Annotated in this window: 27 protein-coding genes; 22 read left to right on the forward strand and 5 right to left on the reverse strand. The window is 39.4% G+C overall.

Going from position 1 to position 23,886, the window contains the following annotated elements:
- The first annotated feature begins 239 nt into the window (after positions 1–239).
- The gene (locus tag L2716_RS15685) at positions 240–557 is read left to right on the forward strand and encodes a hypothetical protein (RefSeq protein ID WP_236337948.1); all 318 of its coding nucleotides are present in this window, start codon (positions 240–242) and stop codon (positions 555–557) included.
- A gap of 50 nt (positions 558–607) precedes the next feature.
- Here L2716_RS15685 and L2716_RS15690 read toward each other — a convergent pair whose 3' ends face one another.
- Complete coding sequence (locus L2716_RS15690) at positions 608–1,777, reverse strand: DUF4317 domain-containing protein (protein WP_236337949.1); 1,170 nt, start codon at positions 1,775–1,777, stop codon at positions 608–610.
- Positions 1,778–1,904: 127 nt separating this feature from the next.
- On the opposite strand from L2716_RS15690, the gene L2716_RS15695 reads away from it, so the two are divergent.
- On the forward strand, positions 1,905–2,501 hold the full coding sequence (locus L2716_RS15695) for a Crp/Fnr family transcriptional regulator (protein ID WP_236337950.1): 597 nt from the start codon (positions 1,905–1,907) through the stop codon (positions 2,499–2,501).
- On the opposite strand, the gene L2716_RS15700 is transcribed toward L2716_RS15695, so the two are convergent.
- Positions 2,498–3,178: a DUF4386 domain-containing protein gene (locus tag L2716_RS15700; RefSeq protein ID WP_236337951.1), complete on the reverse strand. Its 681-nt coding sequence runs from the start codon at positions 3,176–3,178 to the stop codon at positions 2,498–2,500. The two genes, L2716_RS15695 and L2716_RS15700, sit on opposite strands and share 4 nt — an antisense overlap.
- Positions 3,179–3,383: 205 nt before the next feature.
- Between L2716_RS15700 and L2716_RS15705 the strand changes: the two genes are divergently transcribed.
- The 5 genes from L2716_RS15705 to L2716_RS15725 all read left to right on the forward strand — a co-directional run bounded on the left by L2716_RS15705 (position 3,384) and on the right by L2716_RS15725 (position 7,825).
- A complete protein-coding gene (locus L2716_RS15705; RefSeq protein ID WP_236337952.1) occupies positions 3,384–5,444 on the forward strand; it encodes a right-handed parallel beta-helix repeat-containing protein in 2,061 nt (686 codons plus the stop codon).
- 144 nt (positions 5,445–5,588) lie between these two features.
- Positions 5,589–5,726 (forward strand): hypothetical protein, encoded by a 138-nt coding sequence (locus L2716_RS15710; protein WP_236337953.1) that lies wholly within the window; start codon positions 5,589–5,591, stop codon positions 5,724–5,726.
- Positions 5,727–5,792: 66 nt separating this feature from the next.
- The gene (locus L2716_RS15715) at positions 5,793–5,972 is read left to right on the forward strand and encodes a hypothetical protein (RefSeq protein ID WP_236337954.1); all 180 of its coding nucleotides are present in this window, start codon (positions 5,793–5,795) and stop codon (positions 5,970–5,972) included.
- Between the two features lie 73 nt (positions 5,973–6,045).
- The gene (locus tag L2716_RS15720; RefSeq protein ID WP_236337955.1) at positions 6,046–7,203 is read left to right on the forward strand and encodes an alpha/beta hydrolase; all 1,158 of its coding nucleotides are present in this window, start codon (positions 6,046–6,048) and stop codon (positions 7,201–7,203) included.
- A gap of 160 nt (positions 7,204–7,363) precedes the next feature.
- Entirely contained in the window at positions 7,364–7,825 is a 462-nt protein-coding gene (locus L2716_RS15725; RefSeq protein WP_236337956.1) for a GNAT family N-acetyltransferase, read from the forward strand.
- 164 nt (positions 7,826–7,989) lie between these two features.
- Here the strand turns inward: L2716_RS15725 and L2716_RS15730 are convergent, their stop codons facing one another.
- Positions 7,990–9,345 carry a sodium-dependent transporter gene (locus L2716_RS15730; protein WP_236337957.1) on the reverse strand — a complete coding sequence of 452 codons (1,356 nt, stop codon included), beginning with the start codon at positions 9,343–9,345 and terminating at the stop codon, positions 7,990–7,992.
- A 221-nt stretch (positions 9,346–9,566) separates the two neighbouring features.
- Here L2716_RS15730 and L2716_RS15735 point away from each other — a divergent pair, with 221 nt between their 5' ends.
- The 8 genes from L2716_RS15735 to L2716_RS15765 all read left to right on the forward strand — a co-directional run bounded on the left by L2716_RS15735 (position 9,567) and on the right by L2716_RS15765 (position 16,937).
- Positions 9,567–9,995, forward strand: a complete 429-nt coding sequence (locus L2716_RS15735; protein WP_236337958.1) for a DUF6526 family protein — start codon at positions 9,567–9,569, stop codon at positions 9,993–9,995.
- An 88-nt stretch (positions 9,996–10,083) separates the two neighbouring features.
- Entirely contained in the window at positions 10,084–11,010 is a 927-nt protein-coding gene (locus L2716_RS15740) for an ABC transporter ATP-binding protein (RefSeq protein ID WP_236337959.1), read from the forward strand.
- Positions 11,007–12,098, forward strand: coding sequence for an ABC transporter permease (locus L2716_RS15745; protein ID WP_236337960.1), 1,092 nt, complete (start codon positions 11,007–11,009; stop codon positions 12,096–12,098). The genes L2716_RS15740 and L2716_RS15745 overlap by 4 nt, the downstream gene beginning before the upstream one ends.
- A 122-nt stretch (positions 12,099–12,220) precedes the next feature.
- Complete coding sequence (locus L2716_RS15750; RefSeq protein ID WP_236337961.1) at positions 12,221–13,687, forward strand: protein adenylyltransferase SelO; 1,467 nt, start codon at positions 12,221–12,223, stop codon at positions 13,685–13,687.
- Positions 13,688–13,806: 119 nt separating this feature from the next.
- Positions 13,807–13,929 (forward strand): hypothetical protein, encoded by a 123-nt coding sequence (locus L2716_RS18360; RefSeq protein ID WP_268964078.1) that lies wholly within the window; start codon positions 13,807–13,809, stop codon positions 13,927–13,929.
- 328 nt (positions 13,930–14,257) lie between these two features.
- Entirely contained in the window at positions 14,258–14,602 is a 345-nt protein-coding gene (locus L2716_RS15755) for a phospholipase D-like domain-containing protein (RefSeq protein ID WP_236337962.1), read from the forward strand.
- A gap of 35 nt (positions 14,603–14,637) precedes the next feature.
- Entirely contained in the window at positions 14,638–16,080 is a 1,443-nt protein-coding gene (locus L2716_RS15760; protein WP_236337963.1) for a DEAD/DEAH box helicase, read from the forward strand.
- Positions 16,077–16,937: a DUF3427 domain-containing protein gene (locus L2716_RS15765; protein ID WP_236337964.1), complete on the forward strand. Its 861-nt coding sequence runs from the start codon at positions 16,077–16,079 to the stop codon at positions 16,935–16,937. The genes L2716_RS15760 and L2716_RS15765 overlap by 4 nt, the downstream gene beginning before the upstream one ends.
- 15 nt (positions 16,938–16,952) lie before the next feature.
- On the opposite strand, the gene L2716_RS15770 is transcribed toward L2716_RS15765, so the two are convergent.
- On the reverse strand, positions 16,953–17,351 hold the full coding sequence (locus L2716_RS15770; RefSeq protein ID WP_236337965.1) for a (deoxy)nucleoside triphosphate pyrophosphohydrolase: 399 nt from the start codon (positions 17,349–17,351) through the stop codon (positions 16,953–16,955).
- Positions 17,352–17,527: 176 nt separating this feature from the next.
- On the opposite strand from L2716_RS15770, the gene L2716_RS15775 reads away from it, so the two are divergent.
- The 6 genes from L2716_RS15775 to L2716_RS15800 all read left to right on the forward strand — a co-directional run bounded on the left by L2716_RS15775 (position 17,528) and on the right by L2716_RS15800 (position 22,694).
- A complete protein-coding gene (locus L2716_RS15775) occupies positions 17,528–18,511 on the forward strand; it encodes a phosphotransferase family protein (RefSeq protein WP_236337966.1) in 984 nt (327 codons plus the stop codon).
- Between the two features lie 290 nt (positions 18,512–18,801).
- Complete coding sequence (locus L2716_RS15780) at positions 18,802–19,959, forward strand: MFS transporter (RefSeq protein WP_236337967.1); 1,158 nt, start codon at positions 18,802–18,804, stop codon at positions 19,957–19,959.
- Positions 19,960–20,106: 147 nt separating this feature from the next.
- The gene (locus L2716_RS15785; RefSeq protein WP_236337968.1) at positions 20,107–21,195 is read left to right on the forward strand and encodes a threonine aldolase family protein; all 1,089 of its coding nucleotides are present in this window, start codon (positions 20,107–20,109) and stop codon (positions 21,193–21,195) included.
- A 13-nt stretch (positions 21,196–21,208) separates the two neighbouring features.
- Positions 21,209–21,367 (forward strand): hypothetical protein, encoded by a 159-nt coding sequence (locus L2716_RS15790; protein WP_236337969.1) that lies wholly within the window; start codon positions 21,209–21,211, stop codon positions 21,365–21,367.
- A 390-nt stretch (positions 21,368–21,757) separates the two neighbouring features.
- Positions 21,758–22,276 carry a hypothetical protein gene (locus L2716_RS15795; RefSeq protein WP_236337970.1) on the forward strand — a complete coding sequence of 173 codons (519 nt, stop codon included), beginning with the start codon at positions 21,758–21,760 and terminating at the stop codon, positions 22,274–22,276.
- A gap of 43 nt (positions 22,277–22,319) precedes the next feature.
- Positions 22,320–22,694: a hypothetical protein gene (locus tag L2716_RS15800; RefSeq protein WP_236337971.1), complete on the forward strand. Its 375-nt coding sequence runs from the start codon at positions 22,320–22,322 to the stop codon at positions 22,692–22,694.
- A gap of 134 nt (positions 22,695–22,828) precedes the next feature.
- On the opposite strand, the gene L2716_RS15805 is transcribed toward L2716_RS15800, so the two are convergent.
- Positions 22,829–23,263, reverse strand: coding sequence for a CHRD domain-containing protein (locus L2716_RS15805; RefSeq protein ID WP_236337972.1), 435 nt, complete (start codon positions 23,261–23,263; stop codon positions 22,829–22,831).
- A gap of 151 nt (positions 23,264–23,414) precedes the next feature.
- Here L2716_RS15805 and L2716_RS15810 point away from each other — a divergent pair, with 151 nt between their 5' ends.
- Positions 23,415–23,879 (forward strand): hypothetical protein, encoded by a 465-nt coding sequence (locus tag L2716_RS15810; protein ID WP_236337973.1) that lies wholly within the window; start codon positions 23,415–23,417, stop codon positions 23,877–23,879.
- Positions 23,880–23,886 lie beyond the last annotated feature (7 nt).

Consider the following 23,886-nt stretch of genomic DNA (forward strand, 5'->3'; position numbering starts at 1 on the left):
CTTTGTTTCAATTTTTACTCATCAAAAGTACTTCTGTAATAAACCCTTCCAAAAGTAAGATTCCTAAAGAAACAGTACCTATTCTTCACTCTAATTCTATAAAACCTTCATTTTAATCTTCTAACCACCTTAATTCTTTCAAGCGATTACAAAGGAAAGGAGGTGAATACCGAGTTCATACCTTTAAGAAGAAGTATGCATACAATTACGAATAAATTAATATTAAGGAGGATGTGCTTATGGGACACGATATTTTTGGTGTAAATAAAACAGGAGAGGATATTGCTTATGCTCGTTTTAGTATGGGAAATTACAACTCTATCATATTGTACAATTTGCTGAATGCGGAGGAATTTCATGCAGGAGTGAGTGGGAATGGAGGCAGTACAATCATATCCAAACAACAACTTGAAAAAGCTATGAATGACTATAAGAAAACCTTCGGAAAAAAGGAGGTCTCTAAGACAGATATTGATCTAAAGCAAATATTCAATTTTATAGAGCAATGTTTATCAACTGCGCATGAGGAAGGTAGTGTAAAAGTGTATTTTGGATAAAAAACGGTTCAATTGCTCTACCATAAAGCAACAGAACCGCCTTCTATTATCTACTCCCCAAACGCTTCAGGTAACAACCTAAACCCTTCAATGTCCACGTCTTCTTCTACTTCAATCATGATACAGCGTTTGCCTTTGTAATTGACTTGCCTGACGTATTCGAGGTCTTGTGGGCTGATGGAGATGTTGGCGACTTTCGTTTGAATTTTAATCGACTTCGATTTGTATTTCGGTACGACGCTACTTGCTTTTAGTTCATAAGATTCGTTATCTGTGATTCTTTCAAAAGCGGCTTTCACTTTTTCAGATTCGACTTGTTCCCCGCCACTTTGGTTTAAGACACGTTCAACGTTCTTGTAATCAAGCCTTGGTTCTTCGTCATCTTCGTTTTCCTCGACCATCGTGTTGATCTCCCGGTATACGTTCGCGAGAGTAGAGGGGGTGAGCTGATCGCCCATAACATCCTTCATTACTTCTTCAAACACTTCTTTATCTTCTTTGGCAGTGATTGTATGGTCACCGTTCAGCACTTCATCTATGAATCTATAATCCGGTTCATTTGCTTTGTTCGCTGCGTATAAAACATGGTTCACATCCGATGCGCCGTTTGAGAAGGCAGGGAAAAGAAATCCAGTCATCGGTGTGTCGAGATCAATGACGGAGTCTACATCAATATTGTATTTGAATGCTTTTTCCACATAGTCAAAAACGAGCTCTCTTTTTGCCTCTTGTGTTTTATTGATGCTGCAAAGGATGAAGGGGTGGGAGTAAACCGCATCTCGTTCACTTTCTTCTGCTTCATCATTTCGCTTTTTCATCGGTTTCAAATATTCGGCGCGGATGAAGGTGATCACGACATCCTTTTCATACGGATTGTCTTTGATCATTTTCTCCGTCATTTGAAGCATTTGATCCTTCCAGTCTTCAACCTCTTTGCTTAGTAAGCCTTTATGTAGGATAAGCTGGCTGTGATTGTCTGCGTCCCGCTTGAACTTTAATTCAAAAAGCTTTTCATCTACCTGTCCGGTGATCAGTTTCTTGAAGTTTTTAATAAATAGCTCCTGTTGATCCCGGTCGAGCATTTCGAACGGCTGGCTCTGATAATGATAAATGTCTGTCGTTTCTTTCATAATATATACGTTGAAAATGTCCGAGATCTTCATTAAGTCATTGTCCACTTTCAATTGTCTGCGCAATCCAGCTATATCTTTCTTGTTCATTGAGCGTACACTCCTATGCCTGCTAAATTCATGAAAACGATTCTTTTATTCTAACATAGGAGTAATCGGATGATGTGAATCATTGATATACTAGTATTAATGAGTCGTTAGTGAGAGGGGAAGGGAAATGAAGGGAATCCTTATCGATTATATGAATCGGTTTACTGATTTAAGTGAGCCTGAATTAGAAAAAATTGCAGCAGATATCTGTGTTGAAACGTTTGAGAAAGGGACCGTTTTAGTACAGCAAGGTGACGTTCCAACGCAATGTTTTTTCGTTCTAAAAGGTATGGTACGGCAGTACGCTGTTGATGAAAATGGAAAAGAGCATACCTTCAACTTCTTTACCGAGCAAGAAAGTGTAACGATATTCAACCAGCATAGTCAGGATAAAACATCAAAATATGCGTTAAGCTGCCTGGAAGAGTGTGTGTTGGTGGTTGGTGATTTATTAACAGAACAGGACATGTTAGAAGCACATCCTGTCCTGGAAAAGATGTTGCGTAAAATGATGGAAGAGAGTATGGGAGAGATGCACGATAATTTCACTACATTCGTCGCCTCTAAGCCTGAAGAACGGTATAAAGCATTGAAGGAAAAGAAGCCGGAACTCTTGAACAGGGTTCCTCAGCATCAGCTCGCAAGTTATTTAGGGATTACACCTGAATCGTTAAGCCGTATAAAAAAAAGATCAGAGCAAGCTGAATTAAAAATCGTCGACTAGTCCGTCATTGTAACTTTTCTGCCTTTCACCATTAGCCATATTCCAAAGCCTAGTTCACCCGCGATCATCGGTAGGCTTAACACCATTTCCAGCATGTTCGTTGTGTGTTCCAATTGCGGAAAGAAGGTGTGTAACAGATGAATCAACATATAACTACTACCAGCAATAACAAGTAAATAGCTGATTATTTTCGGGATACGGGAAGATTTTAAAGCAACAAATCCGACGAAGAAAAGGTGTAAACCAAATATAATCAAGCCGATTGACCAAATAGATTCAAAAGATAGAATGGAAGTCATGACTTGAGATGGGGGAATTTGTGCCCCTTCAAGAATGGTTTGTCGAGCAATCACTAAATGCGATACAGCCAATGCGAGAATAGCCGTGTATAGGAGTCTAAGCCAAATAGCTACTAGCGAGTACGCTTTGTGGACCGGCTTCAATACGACATAAAAAGCCCACGATACAAGAACATCCAGAATAATGATGATCATCCATCCAAGTATACCAAGCTCAAATAATGAGAGGGATGCTTGGATGTTTTTGAATGTTGCGCCTGCATCCCCTGTAATGACTAACGAATTGTGCACATATCCATATGAGAAACCTGCCGCAATGGCCATAAGTAGTAATGATACCCCTGCAATAATAGCTGCCCTTTGCTGAACGTTCTTCAACTCATACCAACCCCTCTTTTATGTTTAATTGTATAGTAATCCAATGAGTGGAAACAGTCATTGATTTAAGTCAAGAATGACATTGTCCTTTTGTTTTTCAGAGATTAGGTACTTGTACAGTCAGGATATCGGTTCGTTCATAAACTATGGTACAAGCACTATGAAAAGCGTGTTTCATAGTGACATAGAAAGGTGCCATAAAAAAATGACTACAGAAAACAAGTATCGAACGTTAAGTCAGCTGTTTGAACAATGGAATCATGTCATCAAAGAGTATCACGACGATATTTCAAACATCGTACAAAGTGCGCGTGATACAGAACGTAGTGATCGGAGTGTTATCCACGTCCCGAAGGATTTTTCGTCGATTTTACAGGCTGTAAATGCAGCAGCATCAGGAGACACAATATTAGTAGCGGACGGCGTTTATCAGGAATGCATAACCGTTCCCTCTAGCAAAGCCTCATTACGGATCATTGCGAATGGAAGCAAGGTAATCCTCAACGGAAAAGGTGAACTGGATACTGCTTTTACATTAGAAGCGAACAACATTGAAGTGAGTGATTTTTCAATCACAAATTACGTGAAAGCTGGCATCGAAGTGACTGGTGTATACGGTGTGAAGCTGATTGGGAATACGATTGAAAAGGTTACAGAAGGTCATGGTATTCAGCTTGATCAAAAAACATTCTCCAATTTAATCTGGAAAAATAAAATCTCTCATGCTCGCCTTGATGGTATTAATCTTCAGTCAAAAAATGTTTGGGTCGTCGATAACGAATTTAGCTACAATCGACAGAGTGGTGTACGAATCCAAAAGGTTGGAAACCATATCGTCGGAAATCGGGTTACGAATAACGAGCATGGTATCGTTGAGGACCAGGGGTTTAACCTCATATACGATAACGATGTTTCTATGAATAGACAAGAAGGGATCCATCTTCCATCTGGAATTGGAAGTTCGATAACTTTAGGGAACCAGGTTAATCGCAACAAACAAAACGGCATGTCGGTCAAGACGGTCGGGAATTCCATATTAGATAATCTAGTCAACAATAATGAAAAAACTGGTATCAAGATTGAGTCGGCTCTGAATGTCCTTGAGCTGAACAAGATTGACGATCATATGGACAATGGTGTTGTATTATCTGCTAAAGCGCTGAAAAATCTCGTCTATCAAAATCTTCTTAAAGGAAACAAACCAGAAAACCTCGTTGTTAAAAATCAGAAAAATACCATCCTGCAGAACCGAATCATCACCTCGCCTTTTCTTCGCCCGGAAGAAGTAGATACCGTTAAACAAGGCGTCCTTCACGTTCCTAAAGAATTTCCAACGATTTCTGAAGCTGTGAATGCAGCGTCTATAGGCGATACCATATTAGTCAGTAACGGCGTGTATAAAGAGGAAGTATCTGTTCCAATCTCAAAGTCAGGACTGAACCTCATCGCGAATGGAAATCGAGTAATTTTAGATGGTGAAGGAAAATTAAATATTGGGTTTGCGTTAGCTTCCAACCTTGTGCAGGTTAAAGGTTTCAAGATCCAAAACTATGCGCAAGCAGGTATTACGGTAAAAGGAACTGGCATCTCACTCATAGCAAATACGATCAACAATATAACGGATGGTAGCGGAATTGAACTGTCCCTCGCGTTCTCTACATTAATGTGGAAAAATAAAATCACCAAAGCGAAAGTACATGGCATAACGATCAAAGCAATGAACACGTGGATTGTAAACAACGACATATCCTCAAATGGTGAAAATGGAATCAACTATGAAGGAAGCACGACTGTCGGAAGCACAATTACAAAGAACCGGATCAAAGATAACGGACAAAACGGGATTTCAGACACAGCTGGATTCAATTTTATCTATAACAATGAAATGATGGGGAATAAGCAAAATGGGGTTTATGAAGTATCGGGTCTCGGATCTGGAGCAATCATCAAAAATAAGCTTTATTTAAACCAAAACGGTGTCCGACTTGATAACGAAGGTGCCCAAGTCGCAGGCAACACGATTAGATCTAACTCGAAGTCTGGCGTAATGATCAATAGCGACTTTAATAATCTAACCGAAAACACGATTGCAAGAAATCATCACAACGGTGTCGAACTAACTCCAGAAGCGAATAATAATCTCATTTACAAAAATCAGATCGTTGAAAATAGACCGGTAGATATTAAATCTACGAACCCAAACAATACATTCATTGATAACAAATGTATGAATAGTGAACCACCAGAGATTTGTAAAAGGAAATAAAAAGGACGGCTCTCCTGCTCTTAAGCATGAGAACCGTCTTTGTTTTGTTATGGATTCTGTTATCTATCGCAAACACTGAAAATGCAAACAAATATTTGGAATAATATGCTAAAATTGTAGTTAATTAAAAAGGGGTGTGGGATTGTGAAGGACCTGAAGAAGGAGTATCCAATTCTAAAACAGGATGAATATCATCGGAAAATGAAAAAGAAAAACAAAGGGCTTGTCATTGATACATTTAATGGCATTATAAATTTTTTCTTGAAGATCATCTTCCGGTAATCCTTATTCAATATAAGAGGGAAAATAGATATTACATTGTTAGTTAACAACTTAGAGGGGGAAATAATGTTAGAATGGCTTTGGTTACCGTTAATTGTTGCATTTTCTCTACTTTATTATGCTCATAAGAATGGATTGAAGCATAAGGAAACATTAAGAGAAATTGATTTGAAAGAGAAACAAATTGAGTTAGAAATGATGAGAGAAAGAAACCGCTCAACTAACGATAAAAAGGGTGAGGGTTAGGATTACTTGTTAATTTTCAGCTACTAGGGGGCTTTCGTGAAAAAAGGAGATAATAAGAAATTAGGAGGTATAAATGAAAATCAAAGAGGTACAAAGTCCATATATCAATGAAACTATCAATGATAGAAAATATAGTTACATTGAGTCACTGGGGACACCTATCATTGAAACAATAGATGATGGGATTTGTATTCATTTTATTTATTTTGGCGATAGTGAAACCAAATCCGTTCATGTCTTGGGCAGTTTTCCAGGATGGGAGTTAGACAAAGGGGAAATGGTAAAAATCGAAGATAGCAAGGTATGGGTGAAATCCTTTAAAACCGACAGTCCAGTGGCTAGTACATATTACTTTTCGGTAAATGATGAGTTTGGAGACAACTGGGAGAAACGCTTTGAACATTTTTTAACAGATCCTTTAAATCCCAACAAAATGTTGTTTTCTGAATCACCAGGTGACATAAAAATTAAAAACACAGAGGTTTCATACTTCTCAGTCAGTAAGTCGCTTTCATCTTTGGATATAAAAAATAAGAACCATAATATATACAAAGAGGTTTTTACCAGTAACCTTTTGGATAACCAAAGGAATCTATGGATCTATGACCCCGTTAATGCCATTGATACTCCCAAAAATCTATTAATTATTTTTGATGGATTTCAATATACAGAAGCTATTCCAGTTGCTAATATGATTGACCATTTATATGAAGAAGGAAATATAGCTCCAACATTAATGATTGGAGTGGATAGTCCTGATCGTTTTAATGAATTTAATGGAAATGAACAGTTTACTAAATTTATCACAGATGAGTTACTACCATGGATACGTAATACCTTCGCTGTTAGTCACAATCCTAAAGATGTCGCTTTATGCGGTGCAAGTTTAGGTGGTTTATCCGCTTTTTATACTGCGTTAAATCATTCGAACCTTTTTGGTAATGTAATATCTCAATCAGGATCCTTTAATCACAAAAAAACGAAGGTTGAGAATGATCAGTATTGGTCCGTTCATTATCTAGAATCCCAACCAAAGCATCCTGTTCGTATATATATGAATTCTGGACGGTTAGAAATGGACGAATTACAACACGCAAATTCACTCACATACCAAACGCTTCTCAGTAATGGTTATGAAGTTAAGTATGAAATATTTAATGGAGGGCATGATTTGCTTTGGTGGCGTGAAACCTTTCTCGATGGGCTGGAATATTTATTTTGCGAAGAATAATAGCCTTATAAACTGTTAAATTACAAAGAGTAAACGAAAGATCGATATTATCTAGAAATCAAGTTTTCATGAAAAGGGGGCGCTTGCTTAAAAAGTAAGTGCTCAATCTTTGACCGGAGAGATAAACGACATTGGAAGTAGGGATGTGCTAAAAGTGATGATGTTTGAAAAGAATGAAATTAATAAGTGGAAAATTGAATTAGAGATTATGAATTCAAATCCGTCCTATAATCTTGTGTCCAAGAATAAACAAACTATTAGTTTTGAAGATATAGAGTCTGAGTTTCAAGAATCTAAGAAGCTAAACACCACTCGATTATTAATCAAGAAGTCTGAAAAGCACATTGGTCTAGTGGATTACTGCATAGAAAATCCCTCTGATGGTACACCTTGGGTAAGTTTGTTTGTCATTCATAAACAGTTTCAAGGTTCTGGAAACTCTCTTGAAGCATTTCGACATTTAGAAGAGCTCATTAGACAAAAAGAAAAGAATAAGTTACGTTTGGCAGTACATAAGGAAAATGAGAAAGGGTTAATTATTTGGACTAAATTAGGTTTTAACAAATTTAAAGAAGTAGTTTTGGATGGAAAACCACACTACTGTTTAGAAAAGGATTTATAGTCTTTATTCAAGATAAGGGACCTTTAATGGAGTAAAAGGTTTCAAATAAATACGAGAAATAGCTCAATTCATAATGAATTTGGGCTTTTTTTTCACAGAAAAAAAGCACCGCAATCTGCGGTGCTTTTAGTCGTGTTTTTTAATAACGGGACCAGTTACTAATTTTAGATAAATCCAAGTACGGATGCCATAACGATGAGGATCAGTATTGGAGCGACAAGTCTTAGTGACCAAATCCATAACATGCCCCATAGACCGCCTTCGCGAAGTCCTCCGATTTCAAGGGATTTCTTCTTACCAAGTGCCCAACCGACAAATAGAGCAGTCAATAATCCACCGAGTGGTAGGAGGATGTTGGAAGCTAAATAGTCGACTGCATCGAAGAATCCTTTGCCGAAGATCGTGAATTCACTCCATGCCCCTAGTGAAAGAGAAGATGGAACACCGAATAAGAAAATGATCGTTCCTAGGATCCAAGTTGCTTTTTTACGTGTCCACTCAAACTTACGCATAAAGTACGCAACCGGTACTTCTAGAATCGAAATCGCTGATGTTAAAGCTGCCATTGAAATCAGTAGGAAGAACAAGATCGAGAAGAACTGTCCTAATGGCATTTGTTCAAATACAGCAGGAAGTGTGATGAAGATTAACCCTGGTCCTGCGCCTGGGTCCATTCCGAAAGCGAATACGGCAGGGAAGATTGCAAGTCCTGCGAGTAATGCAAACCCTGTATCTGCCATACTGACGCCTACTGCAGCGGTAGGGAGTTTCACGTTCTGTGGTACATAACTACCATACGTAATCATCGTTCCCATCCCCAAGCTGAGTGAGAAGAATGCATGCCCTAAAGCAACCAGAACAGCTTCAGCATTTAGCGCTGAGAAATCTGGTGAGAAGAGGAATGAAAAACCTTCTCCTGATCCTGGTAGTGTTAAGCCGCGAATTGCTAACACAACTAGGAGTATTCCTAATGTAGGCATCAAGATTTTATTCCACTTTTCAATACCTTGTTTAATCCCTTTAACAACAATAATGATAACGAGTCCCATAAATAATAACTGCCATATAATTGGACCTAGTGATGCTCCGATAAAGCCACCGAAATGGTCGGCCATTTTTTCAGCAGGTACAGCGAGAAGATCTCCGCTAATAGCTTTCGTCGTATACGACAGGGCCCAACCTGCAACGACACCATAGAATGATAGAATTAAGAATGCAGACATAACACCGAATATTCCTGTAATAAACCATGGCTTTCCAGGTGTTAGTTCTTTAAATGATCCAACAGCATCTTTTTGGGTATTTCGACCGACTGAAAATTCGGCAAGCATGATCGGAATACCGATTAGTGCGATACAAATTAAATAAACGATAATAAATGCGCCGCCACCATTTTCCCCAGTAATATACGGGAATTTCCAAATGTTACCTAGTCCAATTGCCGACCCCATTGCGGCAAGCATAAACCCTGTGCGTGATTTCCATTGCTCACGCCCCTGTTGCTCCAACCCTTGACTCATGTCCAATCCCCCTAAAAGATAGTATTTTTCTCCTACATTTCTATCATACATTATTATTTAACAGAAAATTAATAAAATTTAATATTTTTATAAATATTTTTTGTATAAGCCTCAAAATGATGATCGCAAAACACCTAATCGTACTATTTGAGGGAGATTAACGATATACTGATGAAGGTGTCTTACAAGCTATACATAATTAGAAAAACAGGAGGTTACTTATGAAAGAACAAAATTACGAAAATCATGCAAAGATTGATCCGAAGTACCATAGAGTTCTTACGCTTCTCGCACTTGTAACGCTTATTTTATCGATTACGTACATCGTCAGAAATATCGGGAGTGAGTTGCTGCTTAGTCTCGTGATCTTATTTATGCTCATCACGCTGATTTTAGTGGCAGCGATTCTAAGGTTATACGCGCTTAAAGTACAGGACCGGGTGATCAGGGACGAAGAAAATTTCCGTTATTACCGGTTAACGGGGAATCTTTTAGACCCAACTCTTTCAACGAAACAGGTCATTGCGCTTCGTTTTGCTTCAGATGAAGAATTCCCGGCATTAGTCGAACGCTCGATGTCAGAGAATCTTTCACCGGACGAAATCAAGAAGGCGGTACAAAATTGGCGTGCCGACCATCATCGCGTATAATTGAGGTAGAATCTAACAGCTCTTAAAGGGCTGTTTCTTTTTTAGTGGGACATGGGAACAGGTACCTCGTCCCAATAGGAGGCTAGTTATGCAGAATGAAACAATGGTAGATGTGAAAGGTCTTGTGAAGCGTTATGGCTCTTTTGTAGCGGTTAATGGGGTCGAGTTTCAGGTGAAAAAAGGAGAGATCTTCGGACTGCTTGGCCCGAATGGTGCAGGCAAAACGACAACGATTGAAATGTTGGTTGGTCTCCGAAAGCCTGATCAAGGAACGGCGACGCTCGCAGACTTTGACGTCCGAAAACAAGTGAATAAAGTCAAAGAGGTCATCGGTGTGCAATTGCAGTCCACCTCTTTATTTGAATTATTGAAGGTAGAAGAGATCCTTCATTTATACGCAAGCTTTTATCCAAGTCATGTCGATATCAATCAGTTAGTTGAGGACATGCTGTTGACAGAAAAACGGAACGACAGAATTAAAGGACTATCTGGCGGACAAAAGCAGCGTCTCGCGATTGCGCTTGCGCTCATCCATGATCCGAACATCGTGTTTTTAGATGAACCGACAACTGGACTTGATCCACAAGCAAGACGTACATTGTGGGACATCGTGCTTCGTTTAAAGGAGCGAGGAAAGACCGTTCTGCTCTCCACACATTATATGGATGAGGCTCATGTGCTCTGTGATCGCATCGGCATCATGGATCAAGGGGAACTGATTGCGCTCGATACACCGACTAATTTGGTGAAGAAATTGCAGTCAACGAGCACCGTAGAATTCCGATTGACCAATCCACCGGAAAACGAATGGTTCATGGAAATGGATGGGGTTGAAGAAGTATCCATTAAAGATACGTTCGTGCAGCTTTATACGGACGATCTTCAGCTCGCATTAACCTCTCTCATCCAAGTTTCTTCAGAACACAATCTGAATATTGAGGATTTACAAACACGAACAGCGACACTTGAAGACGTCTTCATACATATGACAGGGAGGAGTTTAAGAGAATCATGAGAGCTTATTGGCAGTTAACATTAGCGCAACTACGCATCTTTGCTCGGAACAGACAAGTCATCTTCTTCACCTTACTCTTCCCGGTTATTTTAATGCTCGCCTTAGGCTCATTTGTTGGCGGAGGGAATTCACTATCCTTAACAGTGGGAATGGTCGATCTCGACGAAACAGATGCATCAAAGGATTTGAAAAAACTCTTCAAGGAAAATGAAGGAATTGAAACAAATCCATATGAAAAAGTGGAAGAAGGTAAGAAAGCTGTTGAAAACGGGGATATTCAGCTGCTCATTGAAATCCCTAAAGGCTATGAAGCGAAAACAAAAGCAGGAGAAGACCCTTCCTCGATACCCGTTTATTATAATGAGAAAAATTTAACGACCGCTGAACTTGGTCTTACGGTCGTGAACGGTATTATCGATCAATATAGTAAAGAGCTTGTCGACTATCAACCTGTTGTGACCGTTGAAAAAGTCGGGATAGAAGCACTTGAAATCCGTTACATCGATTTCCTTGTACCAGGTATTGTTGCGATGATGATTATGAGTAACAACATGAACGGTGTCGCAGGACAAATTTCTGCTTGGCGCGAGCGAGGTATTTTACGAAGAATGCAAGGAACAAGGTTAAAAGCATCGACCTTTATTGCAGCTCAAATTACAGCACGCCTGTTTTTGAATGGAACCCAAGCGTTGTTAGTCGTCCTGATTGCAGACCTCATCTTTAACATCAATGTGGTCGGATCCTGGGTCGCACTCATCTTCTTCATCATGCTCGGTACACTTGCGTTTATGTCGATCGGGTTCATTATTGCGGGGATTGCGAAAAACCCGGAAAGTGCTGGACCGATTGCTGGTTTCATATCGTTCCCGCTGCTGTTTTTGGGAGGCGTATTCTTCCCAATCAGCAATATGCCAGGTTGGATACAGCCGATCGTCAACGTCCTACCAATCGCCCATCTAAGCTCCGCACTCAGAGAAACGATGAACCTCGGGACATCAATTCTCGAGTTAGGAACCGAAACCATGGTTCTAGGCGTATGGCTTGTAGGTGGTTTTGCGCTCGCAAGCTACGTGTTTAAGTGGGAATAGTACAAAGACTGAGTTGAGCCATTCAACTCAGTTTTTTATATGTGTTAGAGTAGATGAAAACGGAAAAAGTAATACTAAAGAGCGCTTTAGAAATCAATTTTAAAGCAAAGGAGCGGTAAATGATGACCCAACAAGGATGGCAGTTTGATAACAGTTACGCACAATTACCGAAAGCATTTTTTTCAAAAATAGAACCGAACCCAGTACGTGAACCGAAACTGATCATTTTTAACGAAAAATTAGCAGATAAGCTTGGTTTAGATCAAGAAGCTCTTCAAGGTGAAGAAGGCGTAGCGGTGTTTGCAGGAAACGATACGCCAGAAGGTGGATTACCTCTTGCCCAAGCGTATGCAGGGCACCAATTCGGAAATCTCACGATGCTAGGGGACGGACGGGCAATGATGATCGGTGAGCACATCACGCCTGATGGAAAGCGTTTCGATATCCAGTTAAAAGGATCTGGTCGAACCCCATACTCTAGAGGTGGCGATGGACGAGCATCCCTTGGACCGATGCTACGCGAATACATCATCAGTGAAGCGATGCACGGACTTGGAATTCCGACAACTAGAAGCCTTGCGGTTGTCACAACAGGAGAACCGGTCTACCGTGAGACTGAACTTCAAGGAGCGATTTTAACACGTGTTGCTTCTAGCCATATTCGTGTTGGGACTTTCCAATACGCTGCAGGTAAAGGCGATATGGACGATCTTAAGAAGCTCGCTGAATATACGATTGACCGTCATTACTCGTATATAAAAGAAGAAGGGTCGGACAGATATCTTGCCCTTTTAAAAGAAGTGATGAAACGTCAAGCTGAACTGATCGCGAAATGGCAGCTCGTCGGATTCATTCATGGCGTAATGAACACCGATAACATGACACTAAGTGGTGAAACGATTGACTACGGACCATGCGCATTTATGGATACATTCGATCCAGCAACCGTCTTCAGCTCAATCGATACACAAGGACGATATGCGTATCGCAACCAACCAGCGATTGGGGCATGGAATCTCGCAAGGTTTGCGGAAACACTACTCCCACTCCTACATGAAGAACAAGAAGAAGCAATCAAGATCGCAGAAAATGAAATCGGAAAATTTGCCGACTACTACTATACCCACTGGCTAGCAGGCATGCGGAAGAAACTCGGGTTATTTAACGAGGAAAAAGAAGACGAAACCCTATTCGAAGACCTGCTTAATCTCATGAAAGAACATGAAGCAGACTATACGAATACATTCCTAGCTTTAACATTTGATGAGGAATATGAAGGAACAGAAAATCTATTGAAAAGCTCAGCATTTGAAGAGTGGAAAAAACGCTGGCTGGAAAGACTCGGAAGACAGGAGCAATCAAAAGAAGACGCTCACCAACTAATGAAAGACAACAACCCAGCACTGATTCCGAGGAATCATCGAGTAGAAGAAGCTTTGGAAGCAGCAGTTGAGCAAGGTGATTACAGTGTAATGGAGAGGTTGCTTGAGGTTTTATCAGAACCATATGCTCACACCAAGCAGCAAGAAGAATATTGCAACTTCCCACCAGATTCAACACGTGCGTATCAAACATATTGTGGGACTTGATTTAATAATATGATGGGGCTGACATCAAAAGGACGATTTAACGTCCATTTGTATCAGCCCCACCTTTATTTGATTTTTGGTGTAGAAGAACCAAAGAAGTGGAACGCAAGGAGCGAGAAGTGGAACGCAAGGAGCGAGAAGTGAAACGCAAGAAGCGAGAAGTGGAACGCAAGGAGCGAGAAGTGGAACGCAAGGAGCGAGAAGTGAAACGCAAGAAGCGAGAAGTGAAACGCGAGGAGTGAGAAGTTAAATGCAAGGGGCGAGAAGTGAACGCACCTTAACAATGTTAGAATGGTACTAACAAACAACCTAAAAGGAGCTCAATTTTCTATGAAGCTTAACTGATTGGCTTTTAAAGTGTAGAGATTGAAATGGACTTTTGTTCTGGGAAATGTTCATAAAGAAAACCCTTCCTTAGCAATGGAAATTTAATGGTATAATCTTACTGATCAAGTCTTTTTTAATTCAATTTGCATTTGAGGGATTTTATTATGATTAAACAGGAGAAACTCATCGTTAATTCTGAGTCTACCAATCTTTTAAAAGAGTTAGTGTCATCATTAGAAACGTGTGCTTGATGCTATACAGGAAGCAAAAATAAGAGGTGTAGAGGGTCAGATTATTACATCTACCTATTTAAACTTTACAGATCCTAAAGCATTAACTAAATTACGTGAGTTTGAGAATGTTGATTTAAGAGTATTTGTGACAGATCGTCATGTTGGTTTTCATACAAAGGCATACATATTCGAATACAAAGACTATTATAAGGTAATGATAGGGTCATCAAACATTACTCAGTCTGCTTTAAAAAGTAATGTAGAGTGGAATGTAGAAATTATTTCTAAGCAAGATGAGTTATTCATGAGACAAGTTATTACGGAGTTTAAGCATTATGGGCAAGAAGTGCAGTAGCTGATGAGCATTTCATACAAGACTATGAAAAATTTTTGAAAAATGTTAAACAGGTCGCAGCTACTACTCCTCAAATCTATGAAAAAGCTGAATATATTGTGCCAAACAGCATGCAAAAGAGAGCGATGGAAAATCTAGAAAGATTAAGAGATCATGGGGAAAATAAGGCACTTGTAATCGCTGCAACAGGTACGGGTAAGACCTATATGTCAGCCTTTGATGTGAAGAATCTTAGACCTAACAGATTATTATTTATCGTACATAGAGAAGAAATTTTAGCGAAAGCAAAAGAAACATTTAAAAAGCTATTACCGAATGAAGGAATTTCATTCGGAATGCTTACCGGTAATCGAAAAGAGAGTCACTGTGACTATATTTTTGCAACCATACAAACCTTATCAAGGTGTTACGAAGAATTTGATTCTCATTCCTTCGATTACATCATTTATGATGAAGCGCATCATGTCACAGCGGATTCCTATCAAAATGTTATAGAATATTTCAAACCGAATTTTATGTTGGGGATGACTGCAACCCCTGAAAGAGGAGATAGTCGTTCTATTTTTGGTATATTTGATCACAATGTTGCACTAGAAGTAAGGCTACATGATGCATTAGAAGATGATATTGTTGTGCCTTTCCATTACTTCGGTATAACGGACATTGACAACATTGACTTGAGTGATGTATCCATCAATGATTTTGATGAAATTACAAAACGGTTGAAGGTAAATGAACGAGTTGAATTTATTATTGAAAAAATGAACTTTTATAGCTTTGATGGCGAGAAGAGAAAAGGCTTAGGTTTTTGTGCAAGTCGAGAACATGCTCGTTACATGTCAGATGAATTTAATAAAAGGGGAATTTCAAGTACAGTCTTAACAGGAGAAGATTCAGTTTCAGTTCGGCAAGCACAAATACAAGCATTGGAGGACCATCGAAATCCACTCCAATTTATTTTCACAGTGGATATTTTTAACGAAGGAGTGGATATTCCCTCTGTTAATACTGTATTAATGCTTAGACCTACAAACTCGCCAATTATCTTTATCCAACAACTTGGACGAGGTTTAAGAAAACACCCGGGTAAAGAATTTCTGACAGTTCTTGATTTTATTGGGAATCATACTAAAACTTTTTTAATTGCAATCGCATTAAACGGAGAGAGGTATTACGATAAGGAAAGTCTAAAAGTAGCCATATCAACAGGGTTTGCTCATCTTCCAGGTGCTACCCATATACAAATGGATCGAATTTCGCAGGAGCGAATTTTAGCACAGATTGACAATGAACAATTTACTTCAATGAAATATTTAAAAGAAGAGTACTTTGAATTTAAAAAAGTAAGGGCAGGGCGAATTCCATACTTACTGATGGATTTTCACAAGTATGACGGTGCACCAGATCCAATTAAATTTATAAAAAAGGATGGTACCTATCTTCAATTCGTAGCCAAAGTAGAGAAAGATCAGGAATGAAGGGATTACTAGTATATGAACAGTTTGAGAAATCGTTGAAATGGTTGTCTAGTATGTTGCCGATTAAACGCATTTATGATTTTTGTATATTACGCTATTTAATCGATTATGAGAATATCTCTTTTGAACAAGCAAAAGACGAAATAATGAAATGGGTAAATGATGTGGATGATGATAGTGTCTATCATTCCATGGAGTTTTTAAATCAAGATTATTTTGATTCCGGACAAAAGTCTAGAATTCCAGCATTATGTGAATATCGAAGGGGGAAGTTGTATCGTACTTCTGTGTTAAATGAGTTGCTTCGAAACCCAAGACATAAAGAAATGATAGAAGACGTACTTGAATACGGATTATTTAGATATGATCGAGAGTTTGGTGAATCATATTTTGGCTTGCCACATTTTAAACTTTACGAGCAATATCAAATGATGGATTCAGCACTCTTATCCAATTATCGTAAAAGTCACTCAGCTTTCAGAGGGTCAGGGTTGCTGGCAAATGGTAATGATTACTTCCTGTTTGTTGATTTACATAAAGAGGCAGATATTGATGAGCGACTGAACTATAATGACAAAATCATAGACCGTAACTCATTTCAATGGGAGTCGCAAAACAATACGACACAACATTCAGAACGTGGGAAAAACATTATTTTTAATCAGGAGCGAGGAATTAACCTTCATCTTTTCGTTCGAAAATATCGTGAGATCGAAAAAAGTAATATAGAACCGTTTATTTACTTGGGTAAAGTAAATACAAGATCGTTCAAAGGAGAGCGTCCTATTGAAGTACAATTTGATTTAGAGCATACAATTCCACAACAACTTTACATTGAATTAACTGAGAAAGTGTAGTCTTGAATAAGAAGACTACACTTTTTCTTCTATTAGTTGGTTAACTGCAGGGATATCTGCTGGTGCCCAAACCAATGATTTGAGGTTTTCTCTTTTGAGCCAAACAAGTTTGGAGTGCTCACTTTTTGTTGGATTACCATTAATTAGCGAAGCGTTTAGGACAATGAGATGGATAATAAAATTATCATATTCGTGTACGGTTTCATTAAAAACATCATGAGCTTTAATTTCACAGGAGAGTTCTTCTTGAATTTCTCTCTCCAAAGCAGATTGTAGGTCTTCGCCTTCTTCAACTTTCCCGCCAGGAAATTCCCACATGTTCGGAATTGCCATTTCTGGGGCACGTAACGCACATAAAATCTCTTCATTTTGATTTTTAATAATAGCTGCAACTACTTTTACTGTCTTTTTCATGCTTCCCCTTCCTTTCTCTACCCCATCTTAGCATAGCAAGAAATGAGAAGTAATCTTTAGAAGATCTATTGAATTATGCTTTTTGAAATAGGTCTTCTGATATTATGAAATTACATCGGGCAACTTGCTTAAATAAATGGAAAAGGAAGTTGTATCTTTAAAAAGGTGGTGATTGTATGAAAGCAGGCTGGGAACGTTCTCACGAATTGATCATGCCAGAACTGGAGACAGTTCGTAATTTAGCATTTTTCAAACATAAAGAAGTTCATAAAATCTCCCCGTTAAGTGGCGGTTTGAATAATTCGAATATAAAGGTGACGACGGATGATGGAGTCAATTATGTGCTGAGAATCTACAGTCGTAATAAGACAAGTTTACATATTGAGCGGGAACTTATAAAAGGATTTAGTGGGGAGATTCCTGTTCCTCAGGTGCTTTATTTTGATGATTCATGCACGGACTTGGAACATCCTTTCCTCATCATGAGCTGGGTGGATGGTGTTCAGCTTTCGGAACTAATGTACCAGCAGAATAAAGAGAGAATCGTAACTGCAGCCAGGGATGTCGGTATGTATTTAGCGAAGATCCATCAAGTGAAATTCCCGCAATCCGGATTTTTCGATGAACAATTGTACATTCAAGAAACCGTTGAATTCGGTTCCGACTTATTCTTATCACTAATTGAAGAAATGCTAATCAATGGACACGCGGACAGGCATATTGGTAGAGATTTGTGCAACGAGGTTCTGCATTTCTGTCAAAATCACGCGCATCTAATGGATGAACCAGGTGAACAAAGTACGCTTGTACATAGTGATTTCAACCCATTGAATATTCTTGTGGATCAAACAGGAGCCGTTACAGGAATCCTTGATTGGGAGTATGCGATGAGTGGTTCGCCAATGATGGATATCGGCAATATGTTGAGATATGAAAAGGTTTCAGACAGTACCTTCATGTCTCCGTTCCTCTCGAGTTATGTGGCTCATGGTGGCTATTTACCGGAAAAGTGGCTACAAAAGGCAAAGCTTCATGATTTGGTCGCATTAAGTGGATTAGTCAACAAAGAGGAGTGTGGAGAGGCGAGAATTGCAGATATCAAAAGGCTAATTCTTCAAACAATGGAAGAATGGGATTTGTATGAAGACGTTCAGAAATAAGCTGTCGAAAAAAGAAAGTGGACTATAGTCAGCCTCCTGCCGATCTGTGTCGCAAATGTGCTAGGAAGTATTTGTTATTTCCCTCTGAAATTACGTTTTTTTGTTGGAAGGAGAGCGTATTTGACATACGGAAAATGGGTGAAACAACAACAATTTCATCATATCCGTATCCGTGTTAAAAGAAATCCATGCCCCTTACTTTGAAAGAGTGAACACTTCATTTCATCAAAAATCTCTCATGCATGTCTCTTTTCCGACTTTGCTCATACACTTAATGTGGGGGCGATGTTATGAGCGAGAAGCGTAGGGGTATGCTTGCCATTTATACGGTTTTGTTTTTAATGTCTTTGAGTTTACATATACAGTTTCCAATTTTTACGCCTTTTGCGGTGGCGCTTGGAGCGACAAGCTTTGTAGTAAGCATATTGATGAGTGTGTCTTCGTTTGCGAACCTATGTGGGAATTTAACCGCTGGTCCTCTTATTGATAAAATAGGCAAAAAACAGTTCATTGTCGCCCCGCTTTTTATATCTGGATGTTTAATGATCGGACATGGATTTGTGACGGAGATTGATAGCTTATTAGTGCTGCGCCTTTTCAACGGTCTGATCCTCGCGTTTATGACACCTGCTTGTTTTGCGTTACTGTCTGGTTATGCGAAAAATAGCCAACAACAAGGGCGGAACATGGCATTTAACGGGTTACTAATTACGATTGCGCATATCGTAGCACCAATTATTGGCGGCTATTTAGTTGAGTTTGCTGGTTTTAGAGGCACGTATTTCATTATCGGTTCAGCGATTTTACTTACGGGAATCTTTGCGCTCTTGTATATTAAAGAATTTGAACCGATCGTCTTACATAAAAAAGGTGCGAGTAAAAACAGTGGGTTGAAGCTGGATCAACAGCTGGTGGCTGTCTATTTTGTGGCGTTTTCCTTAATGTACGCCCAAGGAACCCTTGCATTTGAGCTGCCCTTTTTGATCGTTGAAGAAGGGATGTCATCAAGTTCAGCTGGTATGTTGTTTAGCTATGTTGGAATGGGCACGCTAATTGTCGTCTGTATGACCTGGGTTAATAGAATTTCAGCATCGATTCGATCGATGTTTGGCCTATTCATATTAGCAATTTGCTTTTATCAAATGTTTGTTCCTTTCGTACCACTCAAGCTCAGTCAGGTGTTATTTGTCGTAGGGATTGGTTTAGGTGTGCTGTTTCCTGCTCTTACAACACTTCTTACTGAGAAAATTGATAAAAGTAAGCACGGGACAGCGTTCGGGATTTTATCAGCCGTTTTCTCTTTAGGGATGATCTCAAGCTCCCTTATGGCAGGTGCTTTTAGAGACGTGATTTCACCTTACTTCTTCACCTTTATTGTGATTGGTATCGCCATCACGGTCATCGGAATGTACCTCATTAAACTAAATCCAAAGCCTGTACTCGATTAATAGGTAGAAGGGATCCACATGTGGTAAACATCCAATGTGGATTTTTATTTATTTTGATCTAGTAGGAGGATGAGCCATCGATCTAACGAAGTTGTAAGGCAAGTGAAAGCATGCAAGGAGCGGTTTTTTAGAAAAGGTGGTACATATATGAATAGCAAACGATTGTTAGAAGCGATAACGAAAACAGAGTATCAAATTATGGGTCATACCCGTCGAGACACGCAAGTTCTTCAAAAGGCTTTAAATCAGTTGGATGGCCCACTAGATAGTGATATGTACGGTCGGGGTAAGGTCATTGAGGACTTCCAGGAGAAGATGGCGAATTACCTTGGGAAGGAAAGCTCAGTCTTTTTCCCGAGTGGGACGATGGCGCAGCAGATTGCGCTTCGGATTTGGTGTGATGAAAAGGATTTGAAAAAAGTGGCCTATCATCCGTTGTGTCATTTAGAGATTCATGAGGAGGATGGCTTGAAAGAGCTGCATCAGATCGAACCGATTTTGCTTGCGGAAAAAAGCAGAGTGATTGACTTAGATGATGTTGTGAACATGGATGAGGACATCGCATGTTTATTACTAGAGTTGCCCCAGCGAGAGATAGGTGGGCAACTACCAAGCTATGAAACACTAGCATCTATTTCGGATTACTGTCGGGAAAAGGGCATAAGGCTCCATTTAGATGGTGCTAGATTACTAGAGATTCTCCCATACTATCAAAAAACAGCTGCTGAAGTTTGTGCGCTATTTGATAGTGTTTATGTTTCTTTTTACAAAGGAATTGGTGGAGTAGCGGGAGCGATCCTTGCTGGTAATCAAGCTTTCACCGAGCAGTCGAAAATTTGGAAAAGACGTCATGGGGGAGACCTGATTAGCCTTTATCCTTACATTATCAGTGCGGACTATTATTTTGATCAACGTGAATCGAAAATGGAAGCGTACTATGAAGAGGCAAAAGAGCTAGCGGATAAGTTCAATCAATGTTCGCTGATTTCAACCGTTCCGGAGGTGCCAGTATCGAATATGTTTCATGTGCACTTGCAAGTAGCGAAAGACCGGGCTGAACAAATATTAGCCGAGGTGATGGAAGAGACGGGTCTAGGATTAGCAAGCTATGTCAGACCGACAAGTGAAACTTCGTGCACTTATGAGGTCAGCATTGGAGACAGATATGCGACGATCCCAAAAGAACTTCTTACAAGTACATTTGATATGCTAGATGAAAAGTTAGCATCCAAATAGAAATATGTACGGTATGATCAAGTTGGTCATACCGTTTTCTTATTTTTTTTGGCAAGAAAAAGAAATTGCAAAGCATCAGGATAAAAAAGCTCGTAAAAAACAATCCGGGAACCATGATAAGATCCGCCCCGTCAGTTGCCAGTCCGCCAAACAAATTTCCGATGACAGCTGAAACGATGAACTCTGATGCAATAATAATGAAAATCAAGTATACTGACAAACTCGAACGTAACCGAAAGGAGATAGCGAGGACAACACAAATGATGAAAGGCACAAGAAGATATATATATGAATCGGCTCTAGAAAGCTAATCCAATAAGTCATTTTTATGTTCTCCTTTGTTAGTTGGCTTTTTATATAAAAAGGGAAATTTAACAATTAAAGTATAGCATAAGGTGTCAAAAAAACACTGAGGACTATAGTAATCCTCCAGACGGTTTTTGTCAGATTAAAGATGTAATATTTTTTGTCATCTAGTAACATATTGAAAGGTTTTCAACTTCATTTAAAGAATATGTCTTTTAATAGAATGTGGAAAATAAAACGTTAGCGAGGGATTTCTATGTTTGACCCTACGATTTTTGATAATTTGAAGGTTTCTTTTGAGAATTACGTTTATGATCTGGAGGATAACCTATCTGGCGAAGTGAAGGTAACAAACCGGGTAGACAATATGGACTTTGCGACGATGTCTCGTGAGTTTGTGCTTCAGTTCAAGCATAAGGATGCACCGGATGTAACAATGGATATTGTGTTGAAAACGGGTTTGAAAGATTTATCAGCTGAGATTTTAGAAACGATCGGTAAAGAACCCGGCTGTACGTTATTGGTCCGTTTTTACAAAGAGGTTTCGGAAGTTGAGAGGCAGTGTGCGCAAATTGAATCGACCCTGCATGATATTTGGCAACAAGAAAATTTACCGAAGCAAACGTTATCTACTGTATATGGTAGTGATCAGAACGTGTATATGAACACGATTGAAGTGACGCTTGACCAACGGATTAATGAGGATCAAATCAGTGATATCCCAGACCTTGTGGAGCATATACTAGATTCAGCTTTCCAGTTGGAAATAACCTAACACTAATCGAAAAAATGTTAGATTAAATTTAAGGGAGATTGCCATGCGCAAACAAATGACTTTCGTTATGCTTTTGATGCTTATCCTGACGGGATGTTCACTAGCTTTAACAAATGATCCAACGCAACAAGCCATTGATCAGTTTACTCCACAACACGCGAATCAGTATCATATCGTCGTTTTCTATGATCAGGAACCACCTGAAGATAAGGACGTAATCAAAGAGATTGAAGACAACTTGGCGTCGAATAATATTAGTAGCCAGGTCACTTATCAAAAAGTGAAGGACGATGCAGACTATAGTGAATTGCTTGATGTAACGGGTGGAGACATTCTTGTGTTCGATTATGATGGTATTAAGTATAATTCGGTGTCTCCTGAAAATCTATTAAAGTTGATCAAAGATACGATTGAATAAAATGACGAAGTGGGACGACGGACCTGTCCCCGTGTCCCAAAAAAAAGACACCTCCGAATGATCGGAGGTGTTTCTATTAAAGGGGAGTACGCTGTTCTATATTATTTTTAAAGCTTGTCCTTATAGAAAGGACGCTACAATAATACAGGTTTGATCTGACCTCGGATTTCACCTGTCGGGTTCTGTTCTGTGTGGACGTTGACGTAAGCTTTCTCTCTTTCCATTAAACGGATGAGATCGGCTACACATTCAACACCTGCATCGTTTGGAAGGATGTCTTTATCTGAGATGACACCTCGCACAACGCCTCGACGTGTTGAAATTCCGTTTTGTTCTTCAAGTGTCAATAGATCAGCTCCAAACAAGAAGACCAATACCGGACCGTTTTCTCCTCGAGCCCCAGCGTGGATATGGGCTTGGACAAAATTACGGATGTCGTTCACTTCCATTTCGAACTTGATGCGTGTTCGAGAACGGTTAGCGGCGAACTTCGCCATACCACTAGCATCTGTGTTGACCGGTGGTACTTCTTGTCTACCAGTTAGGTTGGCAGCAAAATATTTATACATTCTATCACCTCCTATTAAAGAGATATAATAGTTTATTCAACAAGAGACGTTTTGGTATAGATAGAATCACTAGTACTGTTTGTCCGGCATGCACAAACGCCTAGACCATTCATATACTGACTTATGAGTTATAAGGACGGAGGCGTAGGGCATGAAGTTCACAGTTCATTACATTCCGCTCAGTAAAATTAAACAAGGATCTAAGGTCAATATCACCGAGCGGATTAAAAGACTGCAAGGGATTGTTTGGGATTGCATGTACCTTATAGTCGTCAAAGAAAACCAAAAAGACGGCAGCTACACCCTCGTTAGCGGTTTAGAGCGATATGATTATTTGAAAAACTTTACGAAAAATGTGTACGCACCATGCCTCGTAGATCAAAGTACACCTACCGGCTGGAAAGGCTGGTTCTACCGCCTTCGCAAAAAGGATCAGAATGGTGATTATCCACTCATTCCAAAAAGCTGGTCAATCGTACGCACCTTTTTAAAACAAGAACCCCGCTTCAAGGATTTATCCCGATTCCAACAAATACGCGTCCTTTATCTAGGCGCAAGATACAAACGAACCGTCATATTAACGATGCAAAAACGAGTCAATCAACTAATGAAATGAGAGAGGG

This window comes from Pseudalkalibacillus berkeleyi (assembly GCF_021608225.1).
Taxonomy (GTDB): domain Bacteria; phylum Bacillota; class Bacilli; order Bacillales; family Fictibacillaceae; genus Pseudalkalibacillus; species Pseudalkalibacillus berkeleyi.

Coding starts and splice junctions, on each gene's coding strand:
- L2716_RS15685 (WP_236337948.1), top strand. CDS start 240: ATGGGACACGATATTTTTGGTGTAAATAAAACAGGAGAGGATATTGCT.
- L2716_RS15690 (WP_236337949.1), bottom strand. CDS start 1,777: ATGAACAAGAAAGATATAGCTGGATTGCGCAGACAATTGAAAGTGGAC.
- L2716_RS15695 (WP_236337950.1), top strand. CDS start 1,905: ATGAAGGGAATCCTTATCGATTATATGAATCGGTTTACTGATTTAAGT.
- L2716_RS15705 (WP_236337952.1), top strand. CDS start 3,384: ATGACTACAGAAAACAAGTATCGAACGTTAAGTCAGCTGTTTGAACAA.
- L2716_RS15715 (WP_236337954.1), top strand. CDS start 5,793: ATGTTAGAATGGCTTTGGTTACCGTTAATTGTTGCATTTTCTCTACTT.
- L2716_RS15720 (WP_236337955.1), top strand. CDS start 6,046: ATGAAAATCAAAGAGGTACAAAGTCCATATATCAATGAAACTATCAAT.
- L2716_RS15725 (WP_236337956.1), top strand. CDS start 7,364: ATGTTTGAAAAGAATGAAATTAATAAGTGGAAAATTGAATTAGAGATT.
- L2716_RS15730 (WP_236337957.1), bottom strand. CDS start 9,345: ATGAGTCAAGGGTTGGAGCAACAGGGGCGTGAGCAATGGAAATCACGC.
- L2716_RS15735 (WP_236337958.1), top strand. CDS start 9,567: ATGAAAGAACAAAATTACGAAAATCATGCAAAGATTGATCCGAAGTAC.
- L2716_RS15740 (WP_236337959.1), top strand. CDS start 10,084: ATGCAGAATGAAACAATGGTAGATGTGAAAGGTCTTGTGAAGCGTTAT.
- L2716_RS15745 (WP_236337960.1), top strand. CDS start 11,007: ATGAGAGCTTATTGGCAGTTAACATTAGCGCAACTACGCATCTTTGCT.
- L2716_RS15750 (WP_236337961.1), top strand. CDS start 12,221: ATGACCCAACAAGGATGGCAGTTTGATAACAGTTACGCACAATTACCG.
- L2716_RS15765 (WP_236337964.1), top strand. CDS start 16,077: ATGAAGGGATTACTAGTATATGAACAGTTTGAGAAATCGTTGAAATGG.
- L2716_RS15770 (WP_236337965.1), bottom strand. CDS start 17,351: ATGAAAAAGACAGTAAAAGTAGTTGCAGCTATTATTAAAAATCAAAAT.
- L2716_RS15775 (WP_236337966.1), top strand. CDS start 17,528: ATGAAAGCAGGCTGGGAACGTTCTCACGAATTGATCATGCCAGAACTG.
- L2716_RS15780 (WP_236337967.1), top strand. CDS start 18,802: ATGAGCGAGAAGCGTAGGGGTATGCTTGCCATTTATACGGTTTTGTTT.
- L2716_RS15785 (WP_236337968.1), top strand. CDS start 20,107: ATGAATAGCAAACGATTGTTAGAAGCGATAACGAAAACAGAGTATCAA.
- L2716_RS15790 (WP_236337969.1), top strand. CDS start 21,209: ATGATCAAGTTGGTCATACCGTTTTCTTATTTTTTTTGGCAAGAAAAA.
- L2716_RS15795 (WP_236337970.1), top strand. CDS start 21,758: ATGTTTGACCCTACGATTTTTGATAATTTGAAGGTTTCTTTTGAGAAT.
- L2716_RS15800 (WP_236337971.1), top strand. CDS start 22,320: ATGCGCAAACAAATGACTTTCGTTATGCTTTTGATGCTTATCCTGACG.
- L2716_RS15805 (WP_236337972.1), bottom strand. CDS start 23,263: ATGTATAAATATTTTGCTGCCAACCTAACTGGTAGACAAGAAGTACCA.
- L2716_RS15810 (WP_236337973.1), top strand. CDS start 23,415: ATGAAGTTCACAGTTCATTACATTCCGCTCAGTAAAATTAAACAAGGA.